We start from the raw sequence: 21,230 nt of genomic DNA on the forward strand, positions 1-21,230 counted from the left end.
CAATGGGAAATAAATTATCCGGAAAGGACCTGATTAAAATAGGCTTTCCAAAAAATAATAGTATCAATATAGCCTTGGGGCAAATAAATAGATACCGCAAACGAGAAAAAAAAGAGAGTATATTAAACGAAGCCAAAGAAGTTTTACTATCGCCTGAAAAATTTACAGGACATGGTACTTGGGGTAAGGTCGCAGAAGGATTGGTAAATCCGGTACAGGTACGAATGCATCAGTTAAATAATACTCGTGCGCCATTTTCCATATTTGGAGAAAATGAAATAGATGAGCAGGCTAAGTATCAGTTGTATGATGCTTTAAAATTACCAATTTCGGTTGCAGGAGCATTAATGCCTGATGCACATTCTGGTTACGGATTGCCAATAGGCGGTGTTTTAGCAACAGATAATGCTGTTATTCCGTATGGAGTAGGAGTGGATATTGGCTGCCGAATGAGTTTGTCGATTTTTGATATACCTGCATCTTTTTTTAAAGGAAAAGACCATCAATTACAAGCAATTTTAAAAGACAATACGAAGTTTGGAATGTATGAAACGCATACCATACGAGCAGATCACGAAGTGTTTAGCCGAAGTGAGTTTCAGGATATTCCACTTATTAAAAGTTTATTAAGTAAAGCATATAAACAACTTGGTACATCTGGTGGAGGAAATCATTTTGTAGAGTTCGGAATTGCTAAAATTACAAATCCACTTAATGAGTGGAAAATTGGAGTAGGCGAGTATTTTGCAGTGCTTTCGCATAGTGGATCAAGAGGTTTGGGAGCTAATATTGCCAAACATTATACGTATCTGGCAACTAAACAATGTCCGTTACCTAAAAATGTACAGCATTTGGCTTGGTTGGATTTAAATACACATGATGGACAAGAGTATTGGCTGGCTATGAACTTAGCTGGAGATTATGCCAAAGCTTGCCATGATGATATCCACCGCCGAATTGCCAAAGCAATTGGTAAACGTGTGGTTGTAACAATCGAAAATCACCACAATTTTGCATGGAAAGAAACTGTAAATGGTAAAGAAGCTATTGTACACCGTAAAGGCGCAACTCCTGCAAATGTAGGTGAACTTGGTATTATTCCGGGTTCGATGACTGCACCTGGATTCATTGTTCAAGGAAAAGGAAATTCGGAGAGTTTAAACTCCGCATCACATGGAGCAGGACGACTATTTTCTCGTAGAAAATGCAAGGAATCGTTTACACAAAGTGAGATTAATAAAGTCTTGAAAGCTAACGATGTGAGTTTAATTGGTGGAAATATTGATGAAGCACCAATGGCGTATAAGGACATTAATAAAGTAATGGCTAATCAAGCGGAATTGGTGGATGTGTTAGGCACGTTTACACCAAAAATCGTTCGAATGGACAGATAATTTAAAATTTAAAAAGATGAAACGATTTCAAGATGAAAATAGATTTTTAGGAAATTTTACCAATGAGATTTTGGTAAAATGTCCGAAATGTGATTCTAAATCGGCTGTTAAAAGAGAAAATAAAATTGGTTGTGAATGCGGTCGTTGCTATTCTGCAGTTTTTGAGTGCAAACATTGTTTTTATAAACTCAAAGAGCCCGTTTATCGATACATTGCTTATGGGAAAGCACATTGCAATCATTGTTTTGAAAAATATGAATATGAATCGCAACTTTTAAAAGAAAAGCCTGAAAAATATAAAGCTAAATGCCCACATTGTAACTTTCAAGAAGAATGGAAACCTAAAACTAAAGAGGTTTTACAAAACTCAAAAGTAAATGATGGCTTAGTAACCGATACATGGTATAATTTACCACTTTGGTTTCAAAAAGAAGTAGATGGAGAGCTATTTTGGGCTTACAATCAAGAGCATATTGATTATTTAGAAAGGTATATTGGAGCAGATTTGCGAGAACGGAATTCAAAAATAAATTACAGTTCAAGCTTAGTATCTCGTTTGCCAAAATTTGTAAAAGAGGCAAAAAATAGAGAAAAACTATTGAAGATTATAGAGAAATGGAAAAAATAATTCAAATAACATCAGGTCGTGGCCCAGCAGAATGTAGCTGGGTTGTGGCTCAGGTTTTAAAAATATTCTTGGAAGAAGCAAATGACAATAAAATAAAGAGTACTTTGCTTCAAAGAGAAACAGGAATAGAAAATGGTACAGTAGAAACAGCTACAATTTTATTAGAAAGTAATAATCTTGATGAATTTGTGAATTCTTGGATTGGAACAATCCAATGGATAGGGCAGAGTCAGTTTAGAAAATTTCATAAACGTAAAAACTGGTTTATCGGAATTTTTGAAGTTGATAAAGCAACAACAACTCAGATTTCTGAGAATGACATTCAGTATCAGGCAATGCGGAGTTCGGGTGCTGGAGGACAGCATGTAAATAAGGTAAGTTCGGCAGTTAGAGCAACTCATATCCCTACGGGAATAAGCGTTGTATCCATGGATTCACGTTCGCAACATCAGAATAAAAAACTGGCAACAGAGCGATTATTACAGAAATTTAAGGATGAAACGGTCAAACAATTTAAAGCCGAATTTCAGACGCAATGGATGAATCAATTGCAAATTCAGCGAGGTAATCCGATTCGGGTTTTTCAGGGTTCAGATTTTAAAAAACAAAAACAAACAAAAAATTACAAACAGGAAAGGCAAAGATTAAAAAGAGAAGATTACTTAGAAAATAATTAATCTCTAAAATCTTGAATTTATAAAATAGAATAGATTATGAAAACAGTAGATAAATATCTTTTTCAGGCATTAGATAGTTATCCATATTCGTTGGAAGAAACCATCGAATCATTGGATTATGCATTGTCTTATGACGATAAAAACACGATGGCTTTATGCTTATATGGACAAGTTTTAAGCGATCAGTTATTTAAATATGAGGAAGCCAAAGAATATTTTCAGCAGGCCATTTCGATTAATATTAATACAGTCGAAGTATATCCTTTTTATATTCATACTTTGATTTTGAATGAAGATTACAAAGAAGCAACGAAGTTGATTGACTTTGCATTGACTATTAAAGGAATTAACAAAGTAGAGATTTTCCTTAAGAAAGTAATGTTTTTGGAGAGTCAGCAAGAATTTAAAAAAGCGTTGAAAGCTCTGAAAAAAGCAAGACTTGTAACTATAAATTCAGCGTATGATTATGATATTGAAGAGACTGAAAAAAGATTAAATAAAAAAATAAAAAAAGGTTCTAAAAAAGAGGTATCTATTAAAAATAAAAATAAAAAGAAATAATGTTAGAAAAGGATGTCGTAATAGATATCCTTTTTTATTTCCATAAATTTATATTTATTAAAAATATATATTTTAAACAGGCTATAATTAGAGCGCTACGTTTTTTGTATTAATTTTTTCACAAACATACTTTAATTTTAAAGATAAATATTTGTTACTTTTAGGAATTAGCCTCATTTTTACATTCTATTTTCTTAAAATACACATAGAATCATATGAAAAATAATTCCAAAAAAGTAAATTCTACAAAACACGTTCTGTTTGGGAGTTTAATAGGTACTACAATTGAATTTTTCGACTTTTATATTTATGCCAATGCTGCAGTCTTGGTTTTTCCACAGCTATTTTTTCCAAGCTCAGATTCGACTATGGCAACTTTAGAGTCATTAGCTACTTTTTCGATTGCTTTTTTGTCACGTCCTTTGGGTTCGGCATTTTTTGGACATTATGGAGATAAAATTGGACGTAAATTTACTCTAGTAGCAGCACTGTTAACTATGGGGATTTCGACAGTAGCCATAGGTTTTTTACCAAGTTATGCTAGCATTGGTGTTGCAGCTCCTTTATTATTAATGTTATGCCGATTTGGACAAGGAGTTGGATTGGGAGGAGAATGGGGAGGAGCAGTTTTGCTAGCAATTGAAAATGCACCACCAAATAAACGGGCTTGGTACGGGATGTTTCCGCAATTAGGAGCGCCAATTGGGTTGCTGCTTTCAGGAGGTACTTTTTTATTACTTACAGATTCAATGAGTAATGAGGATTTTATGAATTATGGCTGGAGAATTCCTTTTATCGCCAGTTCACTTTTGGTAGTAGTTGGGTTTTATATCCGTACTAAAATTACTGAAACACCTTCTTTTGAAAATTCTAAAAAGGAACAAGAAGAAGTGAAAATTCCCTTTTTCACTTTGGTTAAGTCGTATAAAAATCAATTAATTTTTGGAACACTTGCAGCAGTTACGACCTTCTTAGTATTTTATTTAATGACTGTATTTACCTTGAGTTGGGCAACTTCTGATTTGGGCTATGCAAAAAGAGATTTCTTATTGATTCAGTTGTTTTCAGTATTGTTTTTTGCTTTATTTATCCCTATTTCCGCTGTAGTAGCAGATAAAATCGGGCGTCGTAAAATATTAATTTTAACTACTGCAGCCATTGCTGTTTTTGGTTTTTTCTTTTCCTATTTTCTAAATTCAGGAAATACAGCTATGGTTACTTTCTTTTTATGCCTCGGAATGGGCTTGATGGGCTTTACTTACGGTCCTTTAGGAACTTTTCTTTCTGAATTATTTCCCACTGCCGTTCGTTATTCAGGAGCTTCATTAACCTTTAATATGGCAGGAATCATCGGTGCAGCATTTGCCCCAATGATTGCGATTTGGCTAGCAAGTACCTATAATTTAACCTACGTAGGTTTTTATCTTAGTATTGCAGCTTTTATTTCGATGTTGTCATTATTAGTAATAAGTAAAAAAGAACATAAGTTTTAAGAAGAGTTAAAAACAAAAGTAGTAGCCCTTCGTGAATTATCTCTGAAGAGTTTTTGTTTAAAAAACGGCAACTAAATCTTTTTACAGAAACATTATAAATATCCCGTATTTTTGCAGAAAATAATACTGCCTTGAAAACTAAGCTTTTTATAATTACGCCTCCATTTACCCAACTGAATACTCCGTATCCAGCAACTGCTTATATCAAGGGGTTTCTGAATACTAAAAATATTGAATCTGTTCAGGCAGATTTGGGTATCGAAGTAATTTTAGAATTGTTTTCAAAGAAAGGATTACATGATTTGTTTGAGTTTTGCTCCGCCAGTTCGGCTTCCAGCCTAGAACCAAATTCAAAATTCGAAGTTTCAGGGAATACAATTTCAGATAATTCTAAACGTATTTTTGCATTACAAGAAGAATATCTTAAAACTATCGATGCTGTAATTGCCTTTTTACAAGGAAAGAATCCAACATTAGCATTACAAATTTGTCAAGAAGATTTCTTGCCAGAAGCTTCTCGGTTTGCACAATTAGAAGAACTTGATTGGGCATTTGGAACAATGGGAACGCAGGACAAAGCAAAACATTTGGCTACATTATATCTTGAAGACATCTCAGATTTTATAGTGGAATGTATCGATGAGAATTTTGGCTTCAGTCGCTATGCTGAGCGTTTAGGTCGAAGTGCCAATTCTTTTGATGAATTGTACCAAGCTTTACAGCAAGAACCAACTTATATTGATGAGGTTTTAATTTCGATTTTAAAAGAGCGAATAGAATTGGTAAAGCCAACATTGTTCTTAATATCAGTTCCATTTCCTGGGAATTTATATAGTGCATTTAGATCGGCACAATGGGTAAAACAGAATTATCCTGAAATTAAAATTTCAATGGGAGGAGGTTTTCCAAATACCGAATTACGCTCGCTTTCAGATAAACGTGTTTTTGAGTTTTTCGATTTTATTACTTTGGATGATGGAGAAGTACCAATTGAAGAATTAATATCTTCCCTCAACCCCTCCGAAGGAGAGGAGACTAAAAAGTATAAGCGTACTTTTTTACTTGAGGATGGAGAAGTAGTTTATAAAAATAATTCGCTTAAACAAGATTATAAGCAGTCTCAAGTAGGAACGCCAGATTATTCTGATTTGCCATTGAATAAATACATTTCGGTTATAGAAATTGTAAATCCGATGCATAGAATGTGGAGTGATGGACGCTGGAATAAACTTACCATGGCGCATGGTTGTTATTGGGGAAAATGTACGTTTTGTGATATTTCATTAGATTACATAAAGGTTTATGAACCTGTTGCGGCAAGTTTGTTATGTGATCGAATGGAAGACATGATGGAGCAAACGGGACAAAATGGTTTTCATTATGTAGATGAAGCTGCTCCGCCAGCACTTATGCGTGCTTTGGCACTCGAAATTCTTCGAAGAAAGTTAGCCGTTACTTGGTGGACGAATATTCGTTTTGAAAAAAGCTTTTCAGCCGATTTATGTTTGTTATTAAAAGCTTCAGGCTGTATTGCCGTTTCAGGAGGTTTAGAAGTTGCTTCGGATAGATTGTTGAAGTTAATAGATAAAGGGGTAACTGTAGAACAAGTTGCAAAAGTGACACGTAATTTTACAGAAGCAGGAATTATGGTTCATGCCTATTTAATGTACGGATATCCAACACAAACGGTTCAGGAAACCGTTGATAGTCTTGAAATGGTACGTCAGTTGTTTGAAGCGGGAGTTTTACAATCAGGGTTTTGGCATCAGTTTGCTATGACAGCCCATAGCCCAGTAGGAATGTATCCAGAGAAATTTGGTGTAAAAAAAGCAACTGAAGCCATTGGTAGTTTCGCAAATAATGACATCGATTATACTGATTCTACTGGAATCAATCATGATAAATTTAGTTTTGGACTAAAGAAATCATTATTCAATTTCATGCATGGAATTTGTTTTGATTATGAACTTCAAGACTGGTTTGATTTTAAAATCCCAAAAACTAAAATTGGATCTGATTTTATTTATGATGCATTACAGGAATCAGAAGATTTTAATATAAAACCTACTGCCAAAATTGTTTGGTTAGGAGGGAAGCCTTTTGTAGAATCTTTTACAAAATCAAAAAAAGGGAATTCTTGGGAAATGCTAACGCTTACTTTTCATGATAAAAAAGAAAGCTTTAGTATTCAGACAAATAAAAACGAAGGAGAATGGTTAGTAGAAATGCTACAGAAAATTTCGGTTGCAAAAACTAAAACTTATACATTTCAGGAAATCAAAGCTGATTTTGAAACTAGTTTTGAAGACTTCGAATTATTTTGGTATTCTAAACCTGTGAATACATTAAGAGAGTTTGGATTATTGGTTCTATAAATACTCAACATATTCACCATCATTTGGGATTGAAGTTTTTGATAAAAGATTATTTGCGGTTAATGCAGCTTTTAATTCTGTTCTGGTTGTTGGATAATGATTTAAAGCCTCTAAATGATTTGCGAATACCTTGCCAGGTGCAAGTGCAATAAATTTTATAATATCATTTATTTTCATCAATAATGGCTGTCCAAAATCTAATCTTGCAGTACCGCAGGCAATAGTTGCGATATCAGGTTTGAGTTCGGTTAATACTTTTTCTACATCTTCGGTAAGAATGTCAATATAAAACCCCCATTATATTTTTCATAAGTTTTGTAATGAAACTAGGATCATGAACAGCAGAAATACTTATTATTTTTTCAACTAAATAAATGTTGGATTTCCAATAATCTAGAGTTTGAATAACAGTAATTCCTCTTTTTGTAAGTGCATTTTCATCTTAAAATAATCTCACCAGTTTTGTCCAGATGATCTTGGTGTAAATGAGTAATGATGCAATCTTATATCTAGAATACTCGAATATTAAAACACAAAATTCTATAAATTTAGATAAGAATTAGATTGTAAATCGGAAACCAATTCCGTGTAGGTTTTCTATAGAAATGCCTTGTTCGTTTACTAAAATTTTACGCAGACGCGAAATAAAAACATCTAGGCTACGACCCATAAAGTAATCATCATCTCCCCAAAGTGATGTTAGAATCTGCTCTCTTTTTAAAACGGAATTTTTATTATCAAGAAATAATTTTAATAATTCAGCTTCACGTTGTGTAAGGCCTATCTTTTCATTTTCATTAAAAAGAATAAAGTTTTTAGTATCAAAATGGTATTTCCCAATTTTATAAATAGATTTATCTATAGAGTCATTTTTTTGCGAGCGCTTTAAAAAGATTTCAATTTTTAGAAGTAATTCTTCAATGCTAAAAGGTTTTACGAGATAATCATCTGCACCAAGTCGCAATCCTTTTATTCTGTCTTCCTTAAGTGTTTTAGCCGAAAGGAAAATAATAGGAATATCAGAATTGTTTTTTCTTATTTCTGTAGCGAGTTCAAAGCCATCTATTTTTGGCATCATAATATCCAAAATACAAATATCGAAATTACCGTTGTTAAAAGCTTCCAAACCTAATTCTCCGTCACAACAATGTGTTACTTCGTAATTATTTTGTTCCAGATTATCTTTGGTAAGAAACCCTAAGGTTTCATCATCTTCGGTGTAAAGAATTTTGAAAATACTCATTTTTTATATGGAATTGATATGGTTATGGTAATCCCCTTTTTGGGATTGTTAGTAGCATTGATTTTCCATTGATGCAAGTTGCAAATCTTTTTTACATAATACAAGCCTAATCCAAAGCCATTTGATGGGGTACTTTTTTCATTTGGAATTCTGTAAAATTTATCGAAAATATAAGAAATATTTTTGTTTATAATCCCTATTCCGTTATCTATAAAAGCAATTTTTAATAATTGATTTTCAGTAGTTAACCGAATTATAATTTCAGGTTTGGTATCGCAATATTTTATTGCATTATCAAGAAGGTTATAAATGATGTTTGTAAAATGAAAAACATCAGCAACAATAGTATAGTTTATATCGTTAGATTCAATTTTTATATCAGTATCGGGATATTTTAGTTTAATGTTTTCTATTGTTTCCTCAATAGGGGGGATAGTTAAGATGTTTTTTAGCTCTAGTTTTAATGGGGTGTAATCTGATTTAGCAATACTTAAGATCTTCTCAATATGGTTATTTAACTTACCACTTTGGTTGATAATGATTTCAGTATATTTTTCAAGTTTCTTATCTTCTTTGATCGGATTTTGTTTGATTAAATAATTGGATGCAATTAAAATAGATGCCAAAGGAGTTTTGAACTCGTGTGTCATGTTATTAATAAAATCACGCTGTAACTCGGAGTATTTTTTTTGCTGTAAAAGCATGAAAATCGAGTAGATATAAATTAGTAAAATGATAATAAGCATAATCGAAAGCACAAACCAAAATCGCATTGAGCTGAATATATAAGTAGTTTCATTGGGGAAACGTACAGCGAAATAATAAACTAGATCTTTGTGTTTTGGAAAATGAACAGATTGCTTTCCTTTTGATTTTTTTGATAAAGAAATATAATCTCCATATATCATTTCATTGCTCTGGCAATTGTACATGGCGTATTCGAAATCAGTTGTAATATTCATTTTTTTGAATTCCGATTTCAGATAAAATTCCAAGATATCAGGCTCAAAATCATTTTCGATGTTTACAACATAATAGTCATTGGATATTTTTTGAATAGGGCTTTGCGCAGGCAACTCATTACTACTGCTTTCATGTAGTTTTTTTGCAACTTCAAGTAATGCAATATGCATTTTCTGGTTTAGCTTCTTCTGTTCAAGAGTAAAAGCTTCTTTGGTCCATAGTAATTGCACGACTAAAATGCCGATAATTGCTATAAAACCCAGAATAATAATACTGTTGAGCCTGTTTATTTTCACTTAAATACAAATTACAAGGTGTAATATTAATCAAAAATATCTTTAAAAATAGCGATTAACAAGTCGTTAACAAACATTTGAAATCGCTTAACAGCATTTCATTTTTATCTGATTTACATTTGTAATGTTAAAAAGGACAAACCAAATAATCATTTAAATTTTAGACTTATGAAAAATATCAGACCATTATTATTAGTATTAACTTTAGGGTTAATGTCTTTCTCAGCAGTTGCTCCAGTAGAATCAATACTAGCAAACACTACAGTATTTGCTGGATCAATTACATGGAAAGCAGAAACTATTGATGTGGGACAAATACCACTAAATGTTCCAAAGGAAATTGATTTTGAGTTTAAAAACACAGGAAAAACAGCTGTAGTAATTACAAGCGTTCAGGGGTCTTGTGGTTGTACAGCAACAAATTATACAAAAGAACCTATTCTTCCTGGAAAATCTGCAAAGATTACGGCAACATATAATGCAGCGAGTAAAGGTGCTTTTTCTAAAACTGTTACAGTAGTAACAAGTGCAGAATCAACTCCAAAAGTGCTTACATTAAAAGGAATAGTTTTATAAAAGTAGTTAGTTATAATTTCTAGACTCCAAACAAGTTAAATCGTTTGGAGTTTTTTTGTGCTTGTTTTAGAAATTAACTAATGTGAAAATTAATTATTTAGACAATACATTGATGCATTTATAAAAACGATTACTATAATGATTAGAGTCTAATGCACTAATTGTTACGCTTTTTATTTTTCCAGATGAGGCATGTATAAATTTTGACTTCATGCCGTTGGCTTCACAAATAATTCCAAGATGTCCTATGTTTTTTCTGTCTTTATAACCATAAAAAACTAAAATATCTCCCACTTTAAAATCTTCGGGTGATTTTGCTTTGCCAATATTTTTATAAGCACCAGAACTTCGTGGCAAACTAATATCGAAATATTTAAAAACATAATTTACGAAACCAGAACAGTCGAAACCTTTTTTTGGATTATTCCCAGCATATATATAAGGTGTCCCTAGATATTGTTTAGAATAGGAAATAATAGCATCCCTGTCTATTATAGACTGTATTTGTTGTATTTGATTTCTTATAATTTTCTCATCTTTTTTTGTGGTAAATGATGAAAATAAAATTACGACTGTAAATATATAAATGGTAAATTTCATTTTTAAGTAGAGAAATGATTTAATTTATAAAGATATGTGGATATTCTTTAATATCAAAGGAATATAAGATGAAAGGATTAGAAAGCATTTTAGATAGGATTGATAAAATCTTTTAAGTGAAGTATTACAAGGGAATTTATGAGTTAATTTTTACAAATAGCTATATTTATTCCTTATCTTTGGGAGACTTCGTAATAAAATAGACTGAATATAGCAGCTTTATGAGGGGGTAATAATTAAAGGTAAGCTGAAAACTTTATAGAGTAAGCATGATTTTAAAATATACTTATGGAAAATTCTTTATTTAAAAAAGTAAAAAAAGCTATTGATTATTGGTATATCCCGTTACTAGTGGGAATACTTTTTGTTGGAATCGGAATTTGGTCATTTATAACACCATTGGCAGCATATTTAACTCTTGCGTTTGTTTTTAGTATTTCATTTTTAGGAAGTGGAATTTTTGAAGTCATTTTTGCACTTTCAAACAGAAAAAAAATTGATAATTGGGGGTGGACATTAGCTTCAGGAATTTTAGGATTAGTTGTAGGGATATTGTTAATCTCTAATCCATTAATTTCGATTACAATACTTCCGCTATATATAGGATTTGTGATTTTGTTTCGTTCTATCATGGCCATAGTTATTGCTTTTGATTTAAAGAGTTATGCAGTGCCAGATTGGGCGAATCTTTTGGTTTTAGGTATTCTTGGAATTATATTTTCATTCATATTATTATGGAACCCTATTTTCGCAGGGCTTTCGTTGGTATATTGGACTGCTTTTGCTTTTATTGCAATTGGAGCTTTTTATATTTATTTTTCTTTCAAACTGAAAAAAATACATGATATTCCTGAAAAGTTCCACAATATAGAAGATAAAATGAATTCATAAAGATTGCTTTTTTTGATAATCAACATATAAAATGAAAATTTATGTGTTGATTATCTTTAAAATATTTAAATTTCAGTCTTTAAATCAATAAAATGAAATATAACAGATGTGGAAAAAGCGGGTTGTTATTACCGCAAATTTCTTTGGGATTATGGCATAATTTCGGTTCAGTAGATAATTTTGAAAATGGAGAAAGCATCATTAAAGAAGCTTTTGATAAAGGAATTACGCATTTTGATTTAGCTAATAATTATGGTCCAGTTCCGGGTTCTGCCGAAGAAAATTTCGGAAAAATACTGTGGCACAATTTTCAAGGAAATCTACGAGATCAAATCGTAGTTTCTACTAAGGCTGGATACACTATGTGGGATGGACCTTATGGCGATTGGGGTTCTCGTAAATATCTGCTGTCAAGTTTAGATCAGAGCTTAAAGCGAATGAAGCTAGATTACGTAGATATTTTTTATTCCCATCGGTTTGATCCCGAGACTCCTCTGGAAGAAACCATGATGGCTTTGGATTATGCTGTACGAAGCGGTAAAGCCCTATATGCAGGAATATCTAATTATAATGCAGAACAAACTCGAGAAGCTACAGCAATTTTAAAAAAATTAGGAACACCATGTTTAATACATCAGGTTAAATATTCGATGTTTGTTCGCGAAGCCGAAGCAGGTTTGTTAGATGTTCTCGAAGAAAAAGGAGTAGGGTGTATTGCGTTTTCACCTCTTGCACAAGGACTTTTAACTGATAAATATTTAAAAGGGATTCCTGAGAACTCAAGAGCTTCAAATCCAAACGGGCATTTACAGCTAGAAGAAGTGTCTGAACAAAAAGTGCAAAAGATAATTACTCTAAATGAAATTGCGCAAAACAGAAATCAATCTTTGGCGCAAATGGCATTGGCTTGGTTATTAAAGGATAATCGAATTACATCGGTTCTAATTGGAGCAAGTTCGGTAGGACAGTTAAATAATAATATAGATAGTTTGCAAAATCTTGATTTTTCGCAAGAGGAATTAAAAGCGATTGAAGCTATTTTGGGATAGAGGTAATGTAGAAATGCATTGTTATTTATTCCTAAAAAAGATGGTTTTTTATAAGAGAAATTAAAAAGCAAAAATCCCAATCTAAAAAATTAGATTGGGATTTTTTATTGCTTTTTGACTTAAGTCAAAAAAAAATTATTTCTTTTTTGTAGGTTTTTCAGATACGTCAAAAATTCCAGGAATAGCTGTTAACTCAGCAATCTTTACAATAACATCAGTTGCTTTTTGCATACTTTCTGCAGGAATATACTCGTATTTACCATGAAAGTTATGACCACCAGCAAAAATATTTGGGCAAGGCAATCCTTTGTATGATAATTGACAACCATCAGTTCCGCCTCTAATAGGTTTTATTAATGGTTTTATGTTTAATTCTTTCATAGCTTTCTCTGCAATATCAACAATATACTTTACAGGTAGAACCTTTTCTTTCATATTGTAGTATTGATCATTTATTTCGGTAATTACGATTGGTTCCCCGAATTTCTTAGCAAACTTATGATTGATTTTTTTAGTAATTCTCTCAATCAATTTTTTACGTCTTTCGAATTTTTTTGCGCTATGATCTCTAATGATAAGTTCAAGAACAGTTTCTTCGATAGTTCCACTTATATGGTGTACGTGAAAAAAGCCTTGGTATCCTTTCGTTTCTTGAGGAGTTTCGCCTTTAGGTAATTCGTTAATAAACTCATTAGCAATAAGTAGTGAATTAATCATTTTTCCTTTGGCATAACCAGGATGTACACTTTTACCTTTAAAGGTGATTTTGGCACCAGCAGCATTAAAGTTTTCATATTCAAGTTCTCCAATCTGACTTCCGTCCATGGTATAAGCCCATTCAGCGCCAAACTTCTCTACATCAAAATGATGTGCACCTCGACCTATTTCTTCATCAGGAGTAAAACCAACTCTAATTTTACCGTGTTTAATGTCAGGGTTTTTAATTAAGAATTCCATTGCAGATACAATTTCTGTAATTCCCGCTTTATCATCGGCACCTAATAATGTAGTTCCGTCGGTTGTAATTAAAGTTTGTCCTTTGTATTGTAATAAATCTTTGAAGTAACTTGGAGATAAAATAATATTTTGTTCAGCATTCAATACAATATCCTTACCATCATAATTAGGAATGATTTGTGGTTTTACATTGGCTCCTGAAAAATCTGGTGAAGTATCAAAATGAGAAATAAAGCCAATAGTTGGAACAGCGTGTTCTACATTACTTGGTAAAGTAGCCATGATGTAAGCTTTGTCATCTATAGTAACATCCTGCATACCGATACTTTTTAGTTCTTCTGCTAGTTTATTGGCAAGATCCCATTGCTTTGCAGTACTTGGTGTGTTTTGCGAATTTGGATCAGACTCTGTATCAATTTTTACATAACTAATAAATCGATCTATAATATGTTGCATTTTTTTATTTTTAAGCAAATATAGGCATTTTTTTTAGCTGTCTTATTTTAGATTAAAAACATCCTGATATATACAAAAAAGGATTCTATGCTATGATAGAATCCTTTTCGTGTTGTTTTTATTTTTTTAAATGCTTTTTACACATCTAAAGCCTAGGTGGTTTGCAGGAGAGCGTACTTCTCCTTTTCCTCTAGTGCCTACCATATAACGAGTACAATATTGATCTGTACATAAAAAAGAGCCACCACGATGTACTTTTTTAAGCTGTCCTGGTTCTGCCGGGTCATTGCTAGTATCTGGTCCCTGCGGATTTTTGGTAACTTTTCCACTTTTGGCTAATGATTTGTAATAGTCTACGTCATACCAATCATTCACCCATTCCCAAACATTTCCTGCCATATCATATAACCCATAGGCATTTGGTGCGAATTGTGCTGTTGGAGCAATTCCTTTAAAACCGTCTTCTCCAGTGTCACCATCCTTAATAGGAAAATGACCTTGATATATGTTAGCCTGAAATTTTCCTTTGGGTTTTAAAGTGTTTCCCCATGCATATAATTCTCCAGTTTTGCCACCTCTTGCTGCAAATTCCCATTCAGCTTCACTAGGAAGCCTTTTGCCAGCCCATTTTGCATAAGCAACTGCATCTTCATAAGCTACTTGTACTACGGGGTGTTTTTCTTTACCTCTTATAGTGCTATTAGGACCTTCGGGATGTCTCCAATTAGCCGCGCCAATGTAAGCCCACCATTGTGAAAAGTTATCTAGATTTACTGATGTAGAAGTAGGTGTAAATACTGCGGAACCAGCTATTAAATTATCTTCGGTAATTGTAGGAAACTCTTCTTTGGTAGGTTTTTGTTCAGCAACAGTAAGGTATTTAGTTGCTTTTACAAACTGTTCAAATTGTTCATTAGTAACTTCGGTTTCATCCATCCAATAACCATCTACATATACGCGATGGATAGGAGCAGCATCTTTGGTAACACCTTTTATGCTGCATAAACTTTCATCAGCAATATTACTACCCATTGAGAATTCTCCTCCAGGAATCCAAACCATGCCTTTTGGAGCTTTAGAAGGAGCTGTTTTTTTATTAATGATTGTAGGTTCAAATTTGGGTTCAGATGAAACCATTTGAATTTCATTGCAATCGAGTGTTAAATTTTTTTTAGCCGTTTTTATAAAATTTGCATAGCCAAAACTTATAAATAAGAGACCAGTGGCTATCATTCCGAGTAACCAAAACTTTCTTTCTTTTTTCATTAATTCTATAGAATTTGTATGGTTTGTATTTTTGGATAATAAAAGTACAATAAAAAACTTAAAATGAATTAAATTAATAAGCTGTTTTTTTACATAAATACGGTACATTTTAGCATATTATAATTAAATTTGCAACCACAAAAATAACAACCCACTTATGTATAAATTGCTTATTCGTCCGATACTTTTTATGTTTGATCCAGAGGAAGTTCATTATTTTACTTTTTCATTTGTTAGATTTATCTCAAAAATACCAGGAGTTTCTTCGATTATAAAGACAGTTTATAAAGTAAATGATCCTCGTTTAGAGCGAGAAGTTTTTGGAATAAAATTTAGCAATCCAGTTGGACTTGCAGCAGGATTTGACAAGGATGCTAAATTATATAAAGAACTTTCAGATTTTGGTTTCGGATTTATAGAAATAGGGACTGTAACACCAGTAGGACAAGAAGGAAATCCTAAAAAGAGGTTATTTCGATTAAAAGAAGATCAGGCTATTATTAACCGAATGGGATTTAATAACGGTGGTGTTATTGAAGCAGTAGAGCGATTAAAACAAAATAAAGGGATTTTAATTGGAGGGAATATTGGTAAAAATAAAATTACTCCAAATGAAAATGCAGTCGATGATTACATCATTTGTTTTGATGCATTATTTAATCATGTTGATTATTTTGTGGTGAATGTAAGTTCTCCTAACACACCAAATTTAAGAGCGTTACAAGATAAAGAGCCATTGACGCAATTATTGCAAACGTTACAAAATAAAAATCTAACGCACGAAAAGCCAAAACCGATTTTATTAAAAATTGCTCCAGATTTAACTGACGAGCAATTATTGGATATTATTGATATTATTAAAACGACCCAAATTGCGGGTGTAATTGCGACCAATACTACTATTTCTAGAGAAGGATTGCAATCGGTAAATAAAGAAGAAATGGGAGGTTTGTCAGGTAAGCCTTTAACTCGAAGATCAACCGAAGTAATTCGTTTTCTTTCTGAAAAAAGCAACAAAGCATTCCCTATTATAGGTGTAGGTGGAATTCATACTGCTCAAGATGCTATTGAAAAACTAAATGCGGGAGCAAGTTTAGTTCAACTATATACTGGTTTTATTTATGAAGGACCAGCTTTGATAAAAGCTATCAATAAAGCCATTTTAAAAGGTTTGTAATAACATAACTTGAACAATTAGACCGGTAAGTAATGCAACTCCAAAACTTAAAAGAGTTCCTATAAGAACATATTCAGTTAGTTTACGGTCTTTGGCTTCTTTTAAATCACCAAATCTAAAGATAGATTTTGCAGCCAATAGAAAACCAATGGCTTCAAAATGGCCAGTGATTATAAAACAAAAAACAAATAAACGTTCTAGTGTGCCAATGTAATTTCCTGCATTGGCAAGAGAATTATCAGTTCTATTATTATTTTCGGGAGTCCAAACTGAGATGAGGTTCTTAATACAAATAGAAGTAGGTTTGGTTAAAAACAAAAAACCAGTTACTACAATCCAGAACTGACTATTAAACCAAAGCAAGTCTATTTTTTGATGATTGTATAAAAAAGCAATGGCTATCAAGACTATAAAATGAGCAATTTGGTCACCAATAAACCAAGTTATTTTGGTAGAGGTTTTCTGAAAATGAAGTTTTAAAAAGTCAATAAATCCATGGGTAACGGCTAATAAAAGAGCATACCATCCAAAGGATAATTCGCCAATCAAAATCCAGGTTAAAATGCCATGTAAAGCTGCGTGTATATATAAAAAAATACTTTTTTGTTTTTTAATTTCTTTGTCAGCAACCCACGAATTAGGCTGAAAAATAAAGTCTCCAAGGATGTGTGCCAAAAATAATTTTACAAATAGTATCATAAAGTAAGTTCTTTTATTTGCGCCCTAAAATAAAGGTCCAAATCCATCATTAAATCAAATTGTGCACGTTTTTGTCTTCGACTTACAGCAGCTTGGTTAATTCCTAATTTTAATCCAATTTCTTCCTGTGTTAATGTAGGATTCTGTATTGCAATTACTATAAATTCTGCAGCAGGAACTAGCCAATTATCCATAAAAGTTAAGCTTAAGCGTAACATTAAATTAAGTTTTGTATCAAAATCTGCATTTCCGGATTTTAATGCCAAAGTTGTTTTTTGTTTTTTTAATGTTTCAAAAAGCTCTCCAGAACGTATGAAGGCTGTTCCGTTACTTTCGGATATTTTCTTGGACGTATGTACTTTGTCTCCAAAACCAATACTCATTCTGGCATCAAGTTTTAGAGTCCTTAGATATGCTTTTATCAATAAAGTTGACAATAAAGCATCCTCGGGATTCTTAATTTCTATCTGAAATTCATCACCACGATAAATTTCCCATTCATTTGGATTCTTGCCAAACAGGTTAAGAAGTTTTTTCAAACCATCAATCCAATCTTTGGGTTTTAGCTGTCTAGAACCTATAATATCTCCTGTGATTATACTTATCATATCCAAATATAATTAAAAATTAAATAGCATTTTAATTTCAATTTGTTCCACTTCTTTAGTTTGCCTATTGTAAAATGCGTCTTTCGACTTCACTTGAGAAGATGTATCTTGAGTGTTTTTGTTATACTTTCTGTTGTGTCAGGCTGAGGAGTAGAAGCCTCTTACATTCAGTATAGGTTGTTTATATAATGATTCTCCTACTCCCCTAAGGAAGATAATAGTATTACAAATATAAGGAATTTTATTATTTATTACAATTTTATGTAATAGTGTGTATTATTACGTTTTTCTGTAATAAAATAAACAAAGCGATATTTCTTATTTATATAAAAAAGACAGTAACTTAGCATTTAGAAACAGAGCCACTTTGAGTAAAGAAATTAAGATTATCGAATGTCCAAGAGATGCCATGCAAGGTATTAAAACATTTATTCCTACTAAGAATAAGGTTTCTTATATCCAGTCTTTGTTACGAGTAGGTTTTGATACTATTGATTTTGGGAGTTTTGTTTCTCCAAAAGCAATTCCTCAAATGCAGGATACTGCTGCGGTTTTGGCACAATTAGATTTATCGCAAACAGTAAGTAAATTATTAGCGATTATAGCAAACACACAAGGAGCAGAAATAGCTTCAGAACATAAAGAGATTCAATATTTGGGATTTCCATTTTCTATTTCAGAGAATTTCCAAATGCGGAATACACATAAAACTATAGCTGAATCTATAATTACGCTTCAGGAAATATTAGAAATAGCCGATAAAAAGAATAAAGAGGTAATAACATATCTTTCGATGGGATTCGGGAATCCGTATGGAGATCCTTGGAACGTTGAAATTGTTGGCGAATGGACAGAGAAATTGTCTAAGATGGGCGTGAAAACACTTTCGCTTTCAGATACAGTGGGAAGTTCAACACCAGATATTATTACTTATCTGTTTTCGAATTTAATCGCACAATATCCTAAAATTGAGTTTGGTGCGCACCTACATACAACACCTAGTACTTGGTTTGAGAAAATTGATGCTGCTTTTCGCGCAGGTTGCTACCGTTTTGATGGGGCAATTCAAGGTTTTGGAGGGTGCCCTATGGCAACGGATAAGTTAACAGGGAATATGCCAACAGAAAAAATGGTATCATATTTTACAGCACAAAAACAAAATACCAATATAAGAGCAATGAGTTTTGAAAGTGCATATAATGAAGCTTCAAAGCTGTTTGGTGCTTATCATTAAACAATCATTAATTTTTTTTGTAAAGAAGTAATAAGTGAGAATTAAAATCCGTTGTTAGCATAGTATTAAACTAAAATAATTTTACAATGAAACCATATCTCCATAATATGTTTCTTAGGTTAATAATCGTTACGGTATTGTTTTGTTCGTGCGCGAGTGATTTAGATTTTGATCAGACTAAAGATCTTACATTAGAACCTGTTATTGTTGCCAATTTAACTTATTTTGATGTTAAAGCAAGTGCATTTGTTGATAATGGAACGGAGCAAAATGTTTTTTTTGATGCAAAGGATTTTGATGTATTTAGAGATAGTTTTTTTAGAGATAACTTAAAGAAAGCGGAGTTCAATTTTGAAATTGAAAATACAATATCTCGGGCTTATATTGTTAGCATGGTTTTTTTAGATGAAAATAATCAAGTCATGCATGATACAGAGATAAATGTTCCGGCTTATGTAAACACGCCAAATAGTGTAAAGCATACTGATGTTTTCGAAAATCAAACACTAGATTTATTAAAAAAGTCGGTCAAGCTAGAAATAAGAATCACTATGCTTGCGGGAACACCATTAACAGCAGATAGTTCAGGGAATTTAAAGTTACGTTCAGGAGCAACCCTTTACTTCGAGATAAAATGAAAAAAAAATATTTAGTTTTGTTGTTAGTGATGAGCATTTCTGGAATGGCTCAAAATAAACAAGTGTTATATAATTTTACTTCTATTCCACAATCGTCGCTTGTAAATCCCGGAGCAGACGTTTCCTATAAATATTATTTTGGAGTGCCATTACTTTCTGGTATTTCGGCAAATATTGGCTCGAGTAGCTTTTCAGCTTATGATTTGTTTGCAAATAATGGAGTCGATTTTAATACCAAATTGAGAAATGCAGTAAATAAAGCTTCCAAAAATGATAAGGTTTCTGTTAATGAGCAAATCGAATTATTTTCAGGAGGATTCAAAGTTGGTGGTCGTGAGAGTAAAGCCTATGTTTCGTTTGGAGTATATCAAGAAGCCGATTTTTTTATGTACGTTCCCAAAGATCTGGCATTATTGGCATTAGACGGGAATAAAAATTATATCGGAAAATCATTCGATTTAAGTCAGTTAACTGCCAAAGCCGAAGTGATTTCTGTTTTTCATATAGGTTATCATAAAAAAGTGAGTGATAAACTGGTCTTAGGAGGTCGGGCAAAATTGTATTCTAGCGGATTAAATGCAACTTCTACAAAAAATTCGGGATATATTTATACAGGGAACTCAAACACAACAATGTATAACCAAATCATATCCTCTAATTTAGAAGTGAAAACTTCTGGAATTGCCGAATTTCGTAAAGACGATTATAATGGAAGTATAGCTTCGGATATTGCACAAAATACTTTTTTAGGTGGGAATTTTGGGCTTGGTTTCGATGCTGGAATAACTTATTACCCTAAAAAAAATATTCAGATTACAGCAAGTGTTATCGATGTAGGTTTTATTCGTCACAGTAAAGATGTCGAAACACTTACCTATAAAGGCTATTATCAATATGAAGGAGTAAATCCTAATTTTACTAATCCTGAAAAACCAGAAAATGTATTCGATGAGTTCGAAGCGGCAATACCACGTGACTCACTTTATAGTAAATATACCACTTGGCGACCTGTGAAATTTAATTCATCAATCCAGTATTCTTTCGGTGAATCCAGATCCGACGAAGATTGTAATTGTCAATCACATGGTGAAACAGAATATCTTAATGGAGTTGGGGCACAGTTATTCGTAATGTCTACGCCAAGAACGCCATTAGTTGCTTTAACAGCTTTTTATAGACGTACCCTTTTCGAAAATCTTCAAGTAAAAGCAACTTACACAATAGATTCTTTTTCTTCAAAAAACATAGGATTTGGGCTTTCAACAAATTTAGGTAAGTTTAATTTATACGCCATGGTCGATAATATTCTGGAATACAAGGATATTACAAAAGCCAATAGTGCTACGTTTCAATTTGGACTTAATTTTATTTTCAAGGAAAATTCTAAATACTATTAAGTTATTTTCTATAAGAAGCTAATCCCGCTGTCCGCTATATCTTTTATGGTGA

At 32.4% G+C, this 21,230-nt stretch carries 21 protein-coding genes; 13 read left to right on the forward strand and 8 right to left on the reverse strand.

Features of this window, described 5'->3' with window-relative positions; all coding sequences use genetic code 11:
- Window positions 1–2: 2 nt before the first annotated feature.
- The 6 genes from IUY40_RS00925 to IUY40_RS00950 all read left to right on the forward strand — a co-directional run bounded on the left by IUY40_RS00925 (window position 3) and on the right by IUY40_RS00950 (window position 7,128).
- A complete protein-coding gene (locus tag IUY40_RS00925) occupies window positions 3–1,394 on the forward strand; it encodes an RtcB family protein (protein WP_195735009.1) in 1,392 nt (463 codons plus the stop codon).
- 16 nt (window positions 1,395–1,410) lie between these two features.
- Window positions 1,411–2,022, forward strand: a complete 612-nt coding sequence (locus IUY40_RS00930; RefSeq protein WP_195735010.1) for a hypothetical protein — start codon at window positions 1,411–1,413, stop codon at window positions 2,020–2,022.
- On the forward strand, window positions 2,010–2,699 hold the full coding sequence (prfH, locus tag IUY40_RS00935) for a peptide chain release factor H (protein ID WP_195735011.1): 690 nt from the start codon (window positions 2,010–2,012) through the stop codon (window positions 2,697–2,699). Before IUY40_RS00930 ends, prfH begins: the two co-directional genes overlap by 13 nt.
- Window positions 2,700–2,735: 36 nt before the next feature.
- Window positions 2,736–3,260 (forward strand): hypothetical protein, encoded by a 525-nt coding sequence (locus IUY40_RS00940; RefSeq protein WP_195735012.1) that lies wholly within the window; start codon window positions 2,736–2,738, stop codon window positions 3,258–3,260.
- Between the two features lie 215 nt (window positions 3,261–3,475).
- Window positions 3,476–4,753: an MFS transporter gene (locus IUY40_RS00945; RefSeq protein WP_195735013.1), complete on the forward strand. Its 1,278-nt coding sequence runs from the start codon at window positions 3,476–3,478 to the stop codon at window positions 4,751–4,753.
- Window positions 4,754–4,884: 131 nt separating this feature from the next.
- Window positions 4,885–7,128 carry a radical SAM protein gene (locus IUY40_RS00950; protein WP_195735014.1) on the forward strand — a complete coding sequence of 748 codons (2,244 nt, stop codon included), beginning with the start codon at window positions 4,885–4,887 and terminating at the stop codon, window positions 7,126–7,128.
- Here the strand turns inward: IUY40_RS00950 and IUY40_RS00955 are convergent.
- The 3 genes from IUY40_RS00955 to IUY40_RS00965 form a co-directional block, all read right to left on the reverse strand.
- On the reverse strand, window positions 7,123–7,308 hold the full coding sequence (locus tag IUY40_RS00955) for a hypothetical protein (protein ID WP_195735015.1): 186 nt from the start codon (window positions 7,306–7,308) through the stop codon (window positions 7,123–7,125). The two genes, IUY40_RS00950 and IUY40_RS00955, sit on opposite strands and share 6 nt — an antisense overlap.
- 379 nt (window positions 7,309–7,687) lie before the next feature.
- The gene (locus IUY40_RS00960; RefSeq protein WP_195735016.1) at window positions 7,688–8,371 is read right to left on the reverse strand and encodes a response regulator transcription factor; all 684 of its coding nucleotides are present in this window, start codon (window positions 8,369–8,371) and stop codon (window positions 7,688–7,690) included.
- Window positions 8,368–9,630: a HAMP domain-containing sensor histidine kinase gene (locus tag IUY40_RS00965; protein WP_195735017.1), complete on the reverse strand. Its 1,263-nt coding sequence runs from the start codon at window positions 9,628–9,630 to the stop codon at window positions 8,368–8,370. The genes IUY40_RS00960 and IUY40_RS00965 overlap by 4 nt, the downstream gene beginning before the upstream one ends.
- Before the next feature lie 168 nt (window positions 9,631–9,798).
- Here IUY40_RS00965 and IUY40_RS00970 point away from each other — a divergent pair, with 168 nt between their 5' ends.
- On the forward strand, window positions 9,799–10,206 hold the full coding sequence (locus tag IUY40_RS00970) for a DUF1573 domain-containing protein (RefSeq protein WP_195735018.1): 408 nt from the start codon (window positions 9,799–9,801) through the stop codon (window positions 10,204–10,206).
- 93 nt (window positions 10,207–10,299) lie between these two features.
- Here the strand turns inward: IUY40_RS00970 and IUY40_RS00975 are convergent, their stop codons facing one another.
- Window positions 10,300–10,806: a C40 family peptidase gene (locus tag IUY40_RS00975; RefSeq protein WP_195735019.1), complete on the reverse strand. Its 507-nt coding sequence runs from the start codon at window positions 10,804–10,806 to the stop codon at window positions 10,300–10,302.
- A gap of 288 nt (window positions 10,807–11,094) precedes the next feature.
- On the opposite strand from IUY40_RS00975, the gene IUY40_RS00980 reads away from it, so the two are divergent.
- Together IUY40_RS00980 and IUY40_RS00985 are read left to right on the forward strand one after the other, a co-directional pair.
- Window positions 11,095–11,697: an HdeD family acid-resistance protein gene (locus IUY40_RS00980; RefSeq protein ID WP_195735020.1), complete on the forward strand. Its 603-nt coding sequence runs from the start codon at window positions 11,095–11,097 to the stop codon at window positions 11,695–11,697.
- 92 nt (window positions 11,698–11,789) lie between these two features.
- Window positions 11,790–12,746: an aldo/keto reductase gene (locus IUY40_RS00985; RefSeq protein ID WP_195735021.1), complete on the forward strand. Its 957-nt coding sequence runs from the start codon at window positions 11,790–11,792 to the stop codon at window positions 12,744–12,746.
- A 135-nt stretch (window positions 12,747–12,881) separates the two neighbouring features.
- On the opposite strand, the gene pepT is transcribed toward IUY40_RS00985, so the two are convergent.
- A complete protein-coding gene (gene pepT / locus IUY40_RS00990; RefSeq protein WP_195735022.1) occupies window positions 12,882–14,159 on the reverse strand; it encodes a peptidase T in 1,278 nt (425 codons plus the stop codon).
- Between the two features lie 126 nt (window positions 14,160–14,285).
- Window positions 14,286–15,425: a formylglycine-generating enzyme family protein gene (locus IUY40_RS00995; protein ID WP_229335228.1), complete on the reverse strand. Its 1,140-nt coding sequence runs from the start codon at window positions 15,423–15,425 to the stop codon at window positions 14,286–14,288.
- Window positions 15,426–15,582: 157 nt separating this feature from the next.
- Here IUY40_RS00995 and IUY40_RS01000 point away from each other — a divergent pair, with 157 nt between their 5' ends.
- Window positions 15,583–16,602 (forward strand): quinone-dependent dihydroorotate dehydrogenase, encoded by a 1,020-nt coding sequence (locus IUY40_RS01000; RefSeq protein ID WP_195735023.1) that lies wholly within the window; start codon window positions 15,583–15,585, stop codon window positions 16,600–16,602.
- Here IUY40_RS01000 and IUY40_RS01005 read toward each other — a convergent pair.
- On the reverse strand, window positions 16,588–17,301 hold the full coding sequence (locus tag IUY40_RS01005) for a DUF3307 domain-containing protein (protein ID WP_195735024.1): 714 nt from the start codon (window positions 17,299–17,301) through the stop codon (window positions 16,588–16,590). The genes IUY40_RS01000 and IUY40_RS01005 overlap by 15 nt on opposite strands.
- Window positions 17,298–17,909 (reverse strand): hypothetical protein, encoded by a 612-nt coding sequence (locus IUY40_RS01010; RefSeq protein ID WP_195735025.1) that lies wholly within the window; start codon window positions 17,907–17,909, stop codon window positions 17,298–17,300. Before IUY40_RS01010 ends, IUY40_RS01005 begins: the two co-directional genes overlap by 4 nt.
- A gap of 367 nt (window positions 17,910–18,276) precedes the next feature.
- Here IUY40_RS01010 and IUY40_RS01015 point away from each other — a divergent pair, with 367 nt between their 5' ends.
- From IUY40_RS01015 to IUY40_RS01025, 3 genes are all read left to right on the forward strand, one after another.
- Window positions 18,277–19,143: a hydroxymethylglutaryl-CoA lyase gene (locus IUY40_RS01015; RefSeq protein ID WP_195735026.1), complete on the forward strand. Its 867-nt coding sequence runs from the start codon at window positions 18,277–18,279 to the stop codon at window positions 19,141–19,143.
- Between the two features lie 86 nt (window positions 19,144–19,229).
- A complete protein-coding gene (locus tag IUY40_RS01020; protein ID WP_195735027.1) occupies window positions 19,230–19,781 on the forward strand; it encodes a hypothetical protein in 552 nt (183 codons plus the stop codon).
- Window positions 19,778–21,178, forward strand: coding sequence for a DUF5723 family protein (locus tag IUY40_RS01025; RefSeq protein WP_195735028.1), 1,401 nt, complete (start codon window positions 19,778–19,780; stop codon window positions 21,176–21,178). Before IUY40_RS01020 ends, IUY40_RS01025 begins: the two co-directional genes overlap by 4 nt.
- Window positions 21,179–21,230 lie beyond the last annotated feature (52 nt).

This window comes from Flavobacterium sp. ALJ2 (assembly GCF_015594725.1).
Classification (GTDB): Bacteria; Bacteroidota; Bacteroidia; order Flavobacteriales; family Flavobacteriaceae; genus Flavobacterium.

Coding starts and splice junctions, on each gene's coding strand:
- IUY40_RS00925 (WP_195735009.1), top strand. CDS start 3: ATGGGAAATAAATTATCCGGAAAGGACCTGATTAAAATAGGCTTTCCA.
- IUY40_RS00930 (WP_195735010.1), top strand. CDS start 1,411: ATGAAACGATTTCAAGATGAAAATAGATTTTTAGGAAATTTTACCAAT.
- prfH (WP_195735011.1), top strand. CDS start 2,010: ATGGAAAAAATAATTCAAATAACATCAGGTCGTGGCCCAGCAGAATGT.
- IUY40_RS00940 (WP_195735012.1), top strand. CDS start 2,736: ATGAAAACAGTAGATAAATATCTTTTTCAGGCATTAGATAGTTATCCA.
- IUY40_RS00945 (WP_195735013.1), top strand. CDS start 3,476: ATGAAAAATAATTCCAAAAAAGTAAATTCTACAAAACACGTTCTGTTT.
- IUY40_RS00960 (WP_195735016.1), bottom strand. CDS start 8,371: ATGAGTATTTTCAAAATTCTTTACACCGAAGATGATGAAACCTTAGGG.
- IUY40_RS00970 (WP_195735018.1), top strand. CDS start 9,799: ATGAAAAATATCAGACCATTATTATTAGTATTAACTTTAGGGTTAATG.
- IUY40_RS00975 (WP_195735019.1), bottom strand. CDS start 10,806: ATGAAATTTACCATTTATATATTTACAGTCGTAATTTTATTTTCATCA.
- IUY40_RS00980 (WP_195735020.1), top strand. CDS start 11,095: ATGGAAAATTCTTTATTTAAAAAAGTAAAAAAAGCTATTGATTATTGG.
- IUY40_RS00985 (WP_195735021.1), top strand. CDS start 11,790: ATGAAATATAACAGATGTGGAAAAAGCGGGTTGTTATTACCGCAAATT.
- pepT (WP_195735022.1), bottom strand. CDS start 14,159: ATGCAACATATTATAGATCGATTTATTAGTTATGTAAAAATTGATACA.
- IUY40_RS00995 (WP_229335228.1), bottom strand. CDS start 15,425: ATGAAAAAAGAAAGAAAGTTTTGGTTACTCGGAATGATAGCCACTGGT.
- IUY40_RS01000 (WP_195735023.1), top strand. CDS start 15,583: ATGTATAAATTGCTTATTCGTCCGATACTTTTTATGTTTGATCCAGAG.
- IUY40_RS01005 (WP_195735024.1), bottom strand. CDS start 17,301: ATGATACTATTTGTAAAATTATTTTTGGCACACATCCTTGGAGACTTT.
- IUY40_RS01010 (WP_195735025.1), bottom strand. CDS start 17,909: ATGATAAGTATAATCACAGGAGATATTATAGGTTCTAGACAGCTAAAA.
- IUY40_RS01020 (WP_195735027.1), top strand. CDS start 19,230: ATGAAACCATATCTCCATAATATGTTTCTTAGGTTAATAATCGTTACG.
- IUY40_RS01025 (WP_195735028.1), top strand. CDS start 19,778: ATGAAAAAAAAATATTTAGTTTTGTTGTTAGTGATGAGCATTTCTGGA.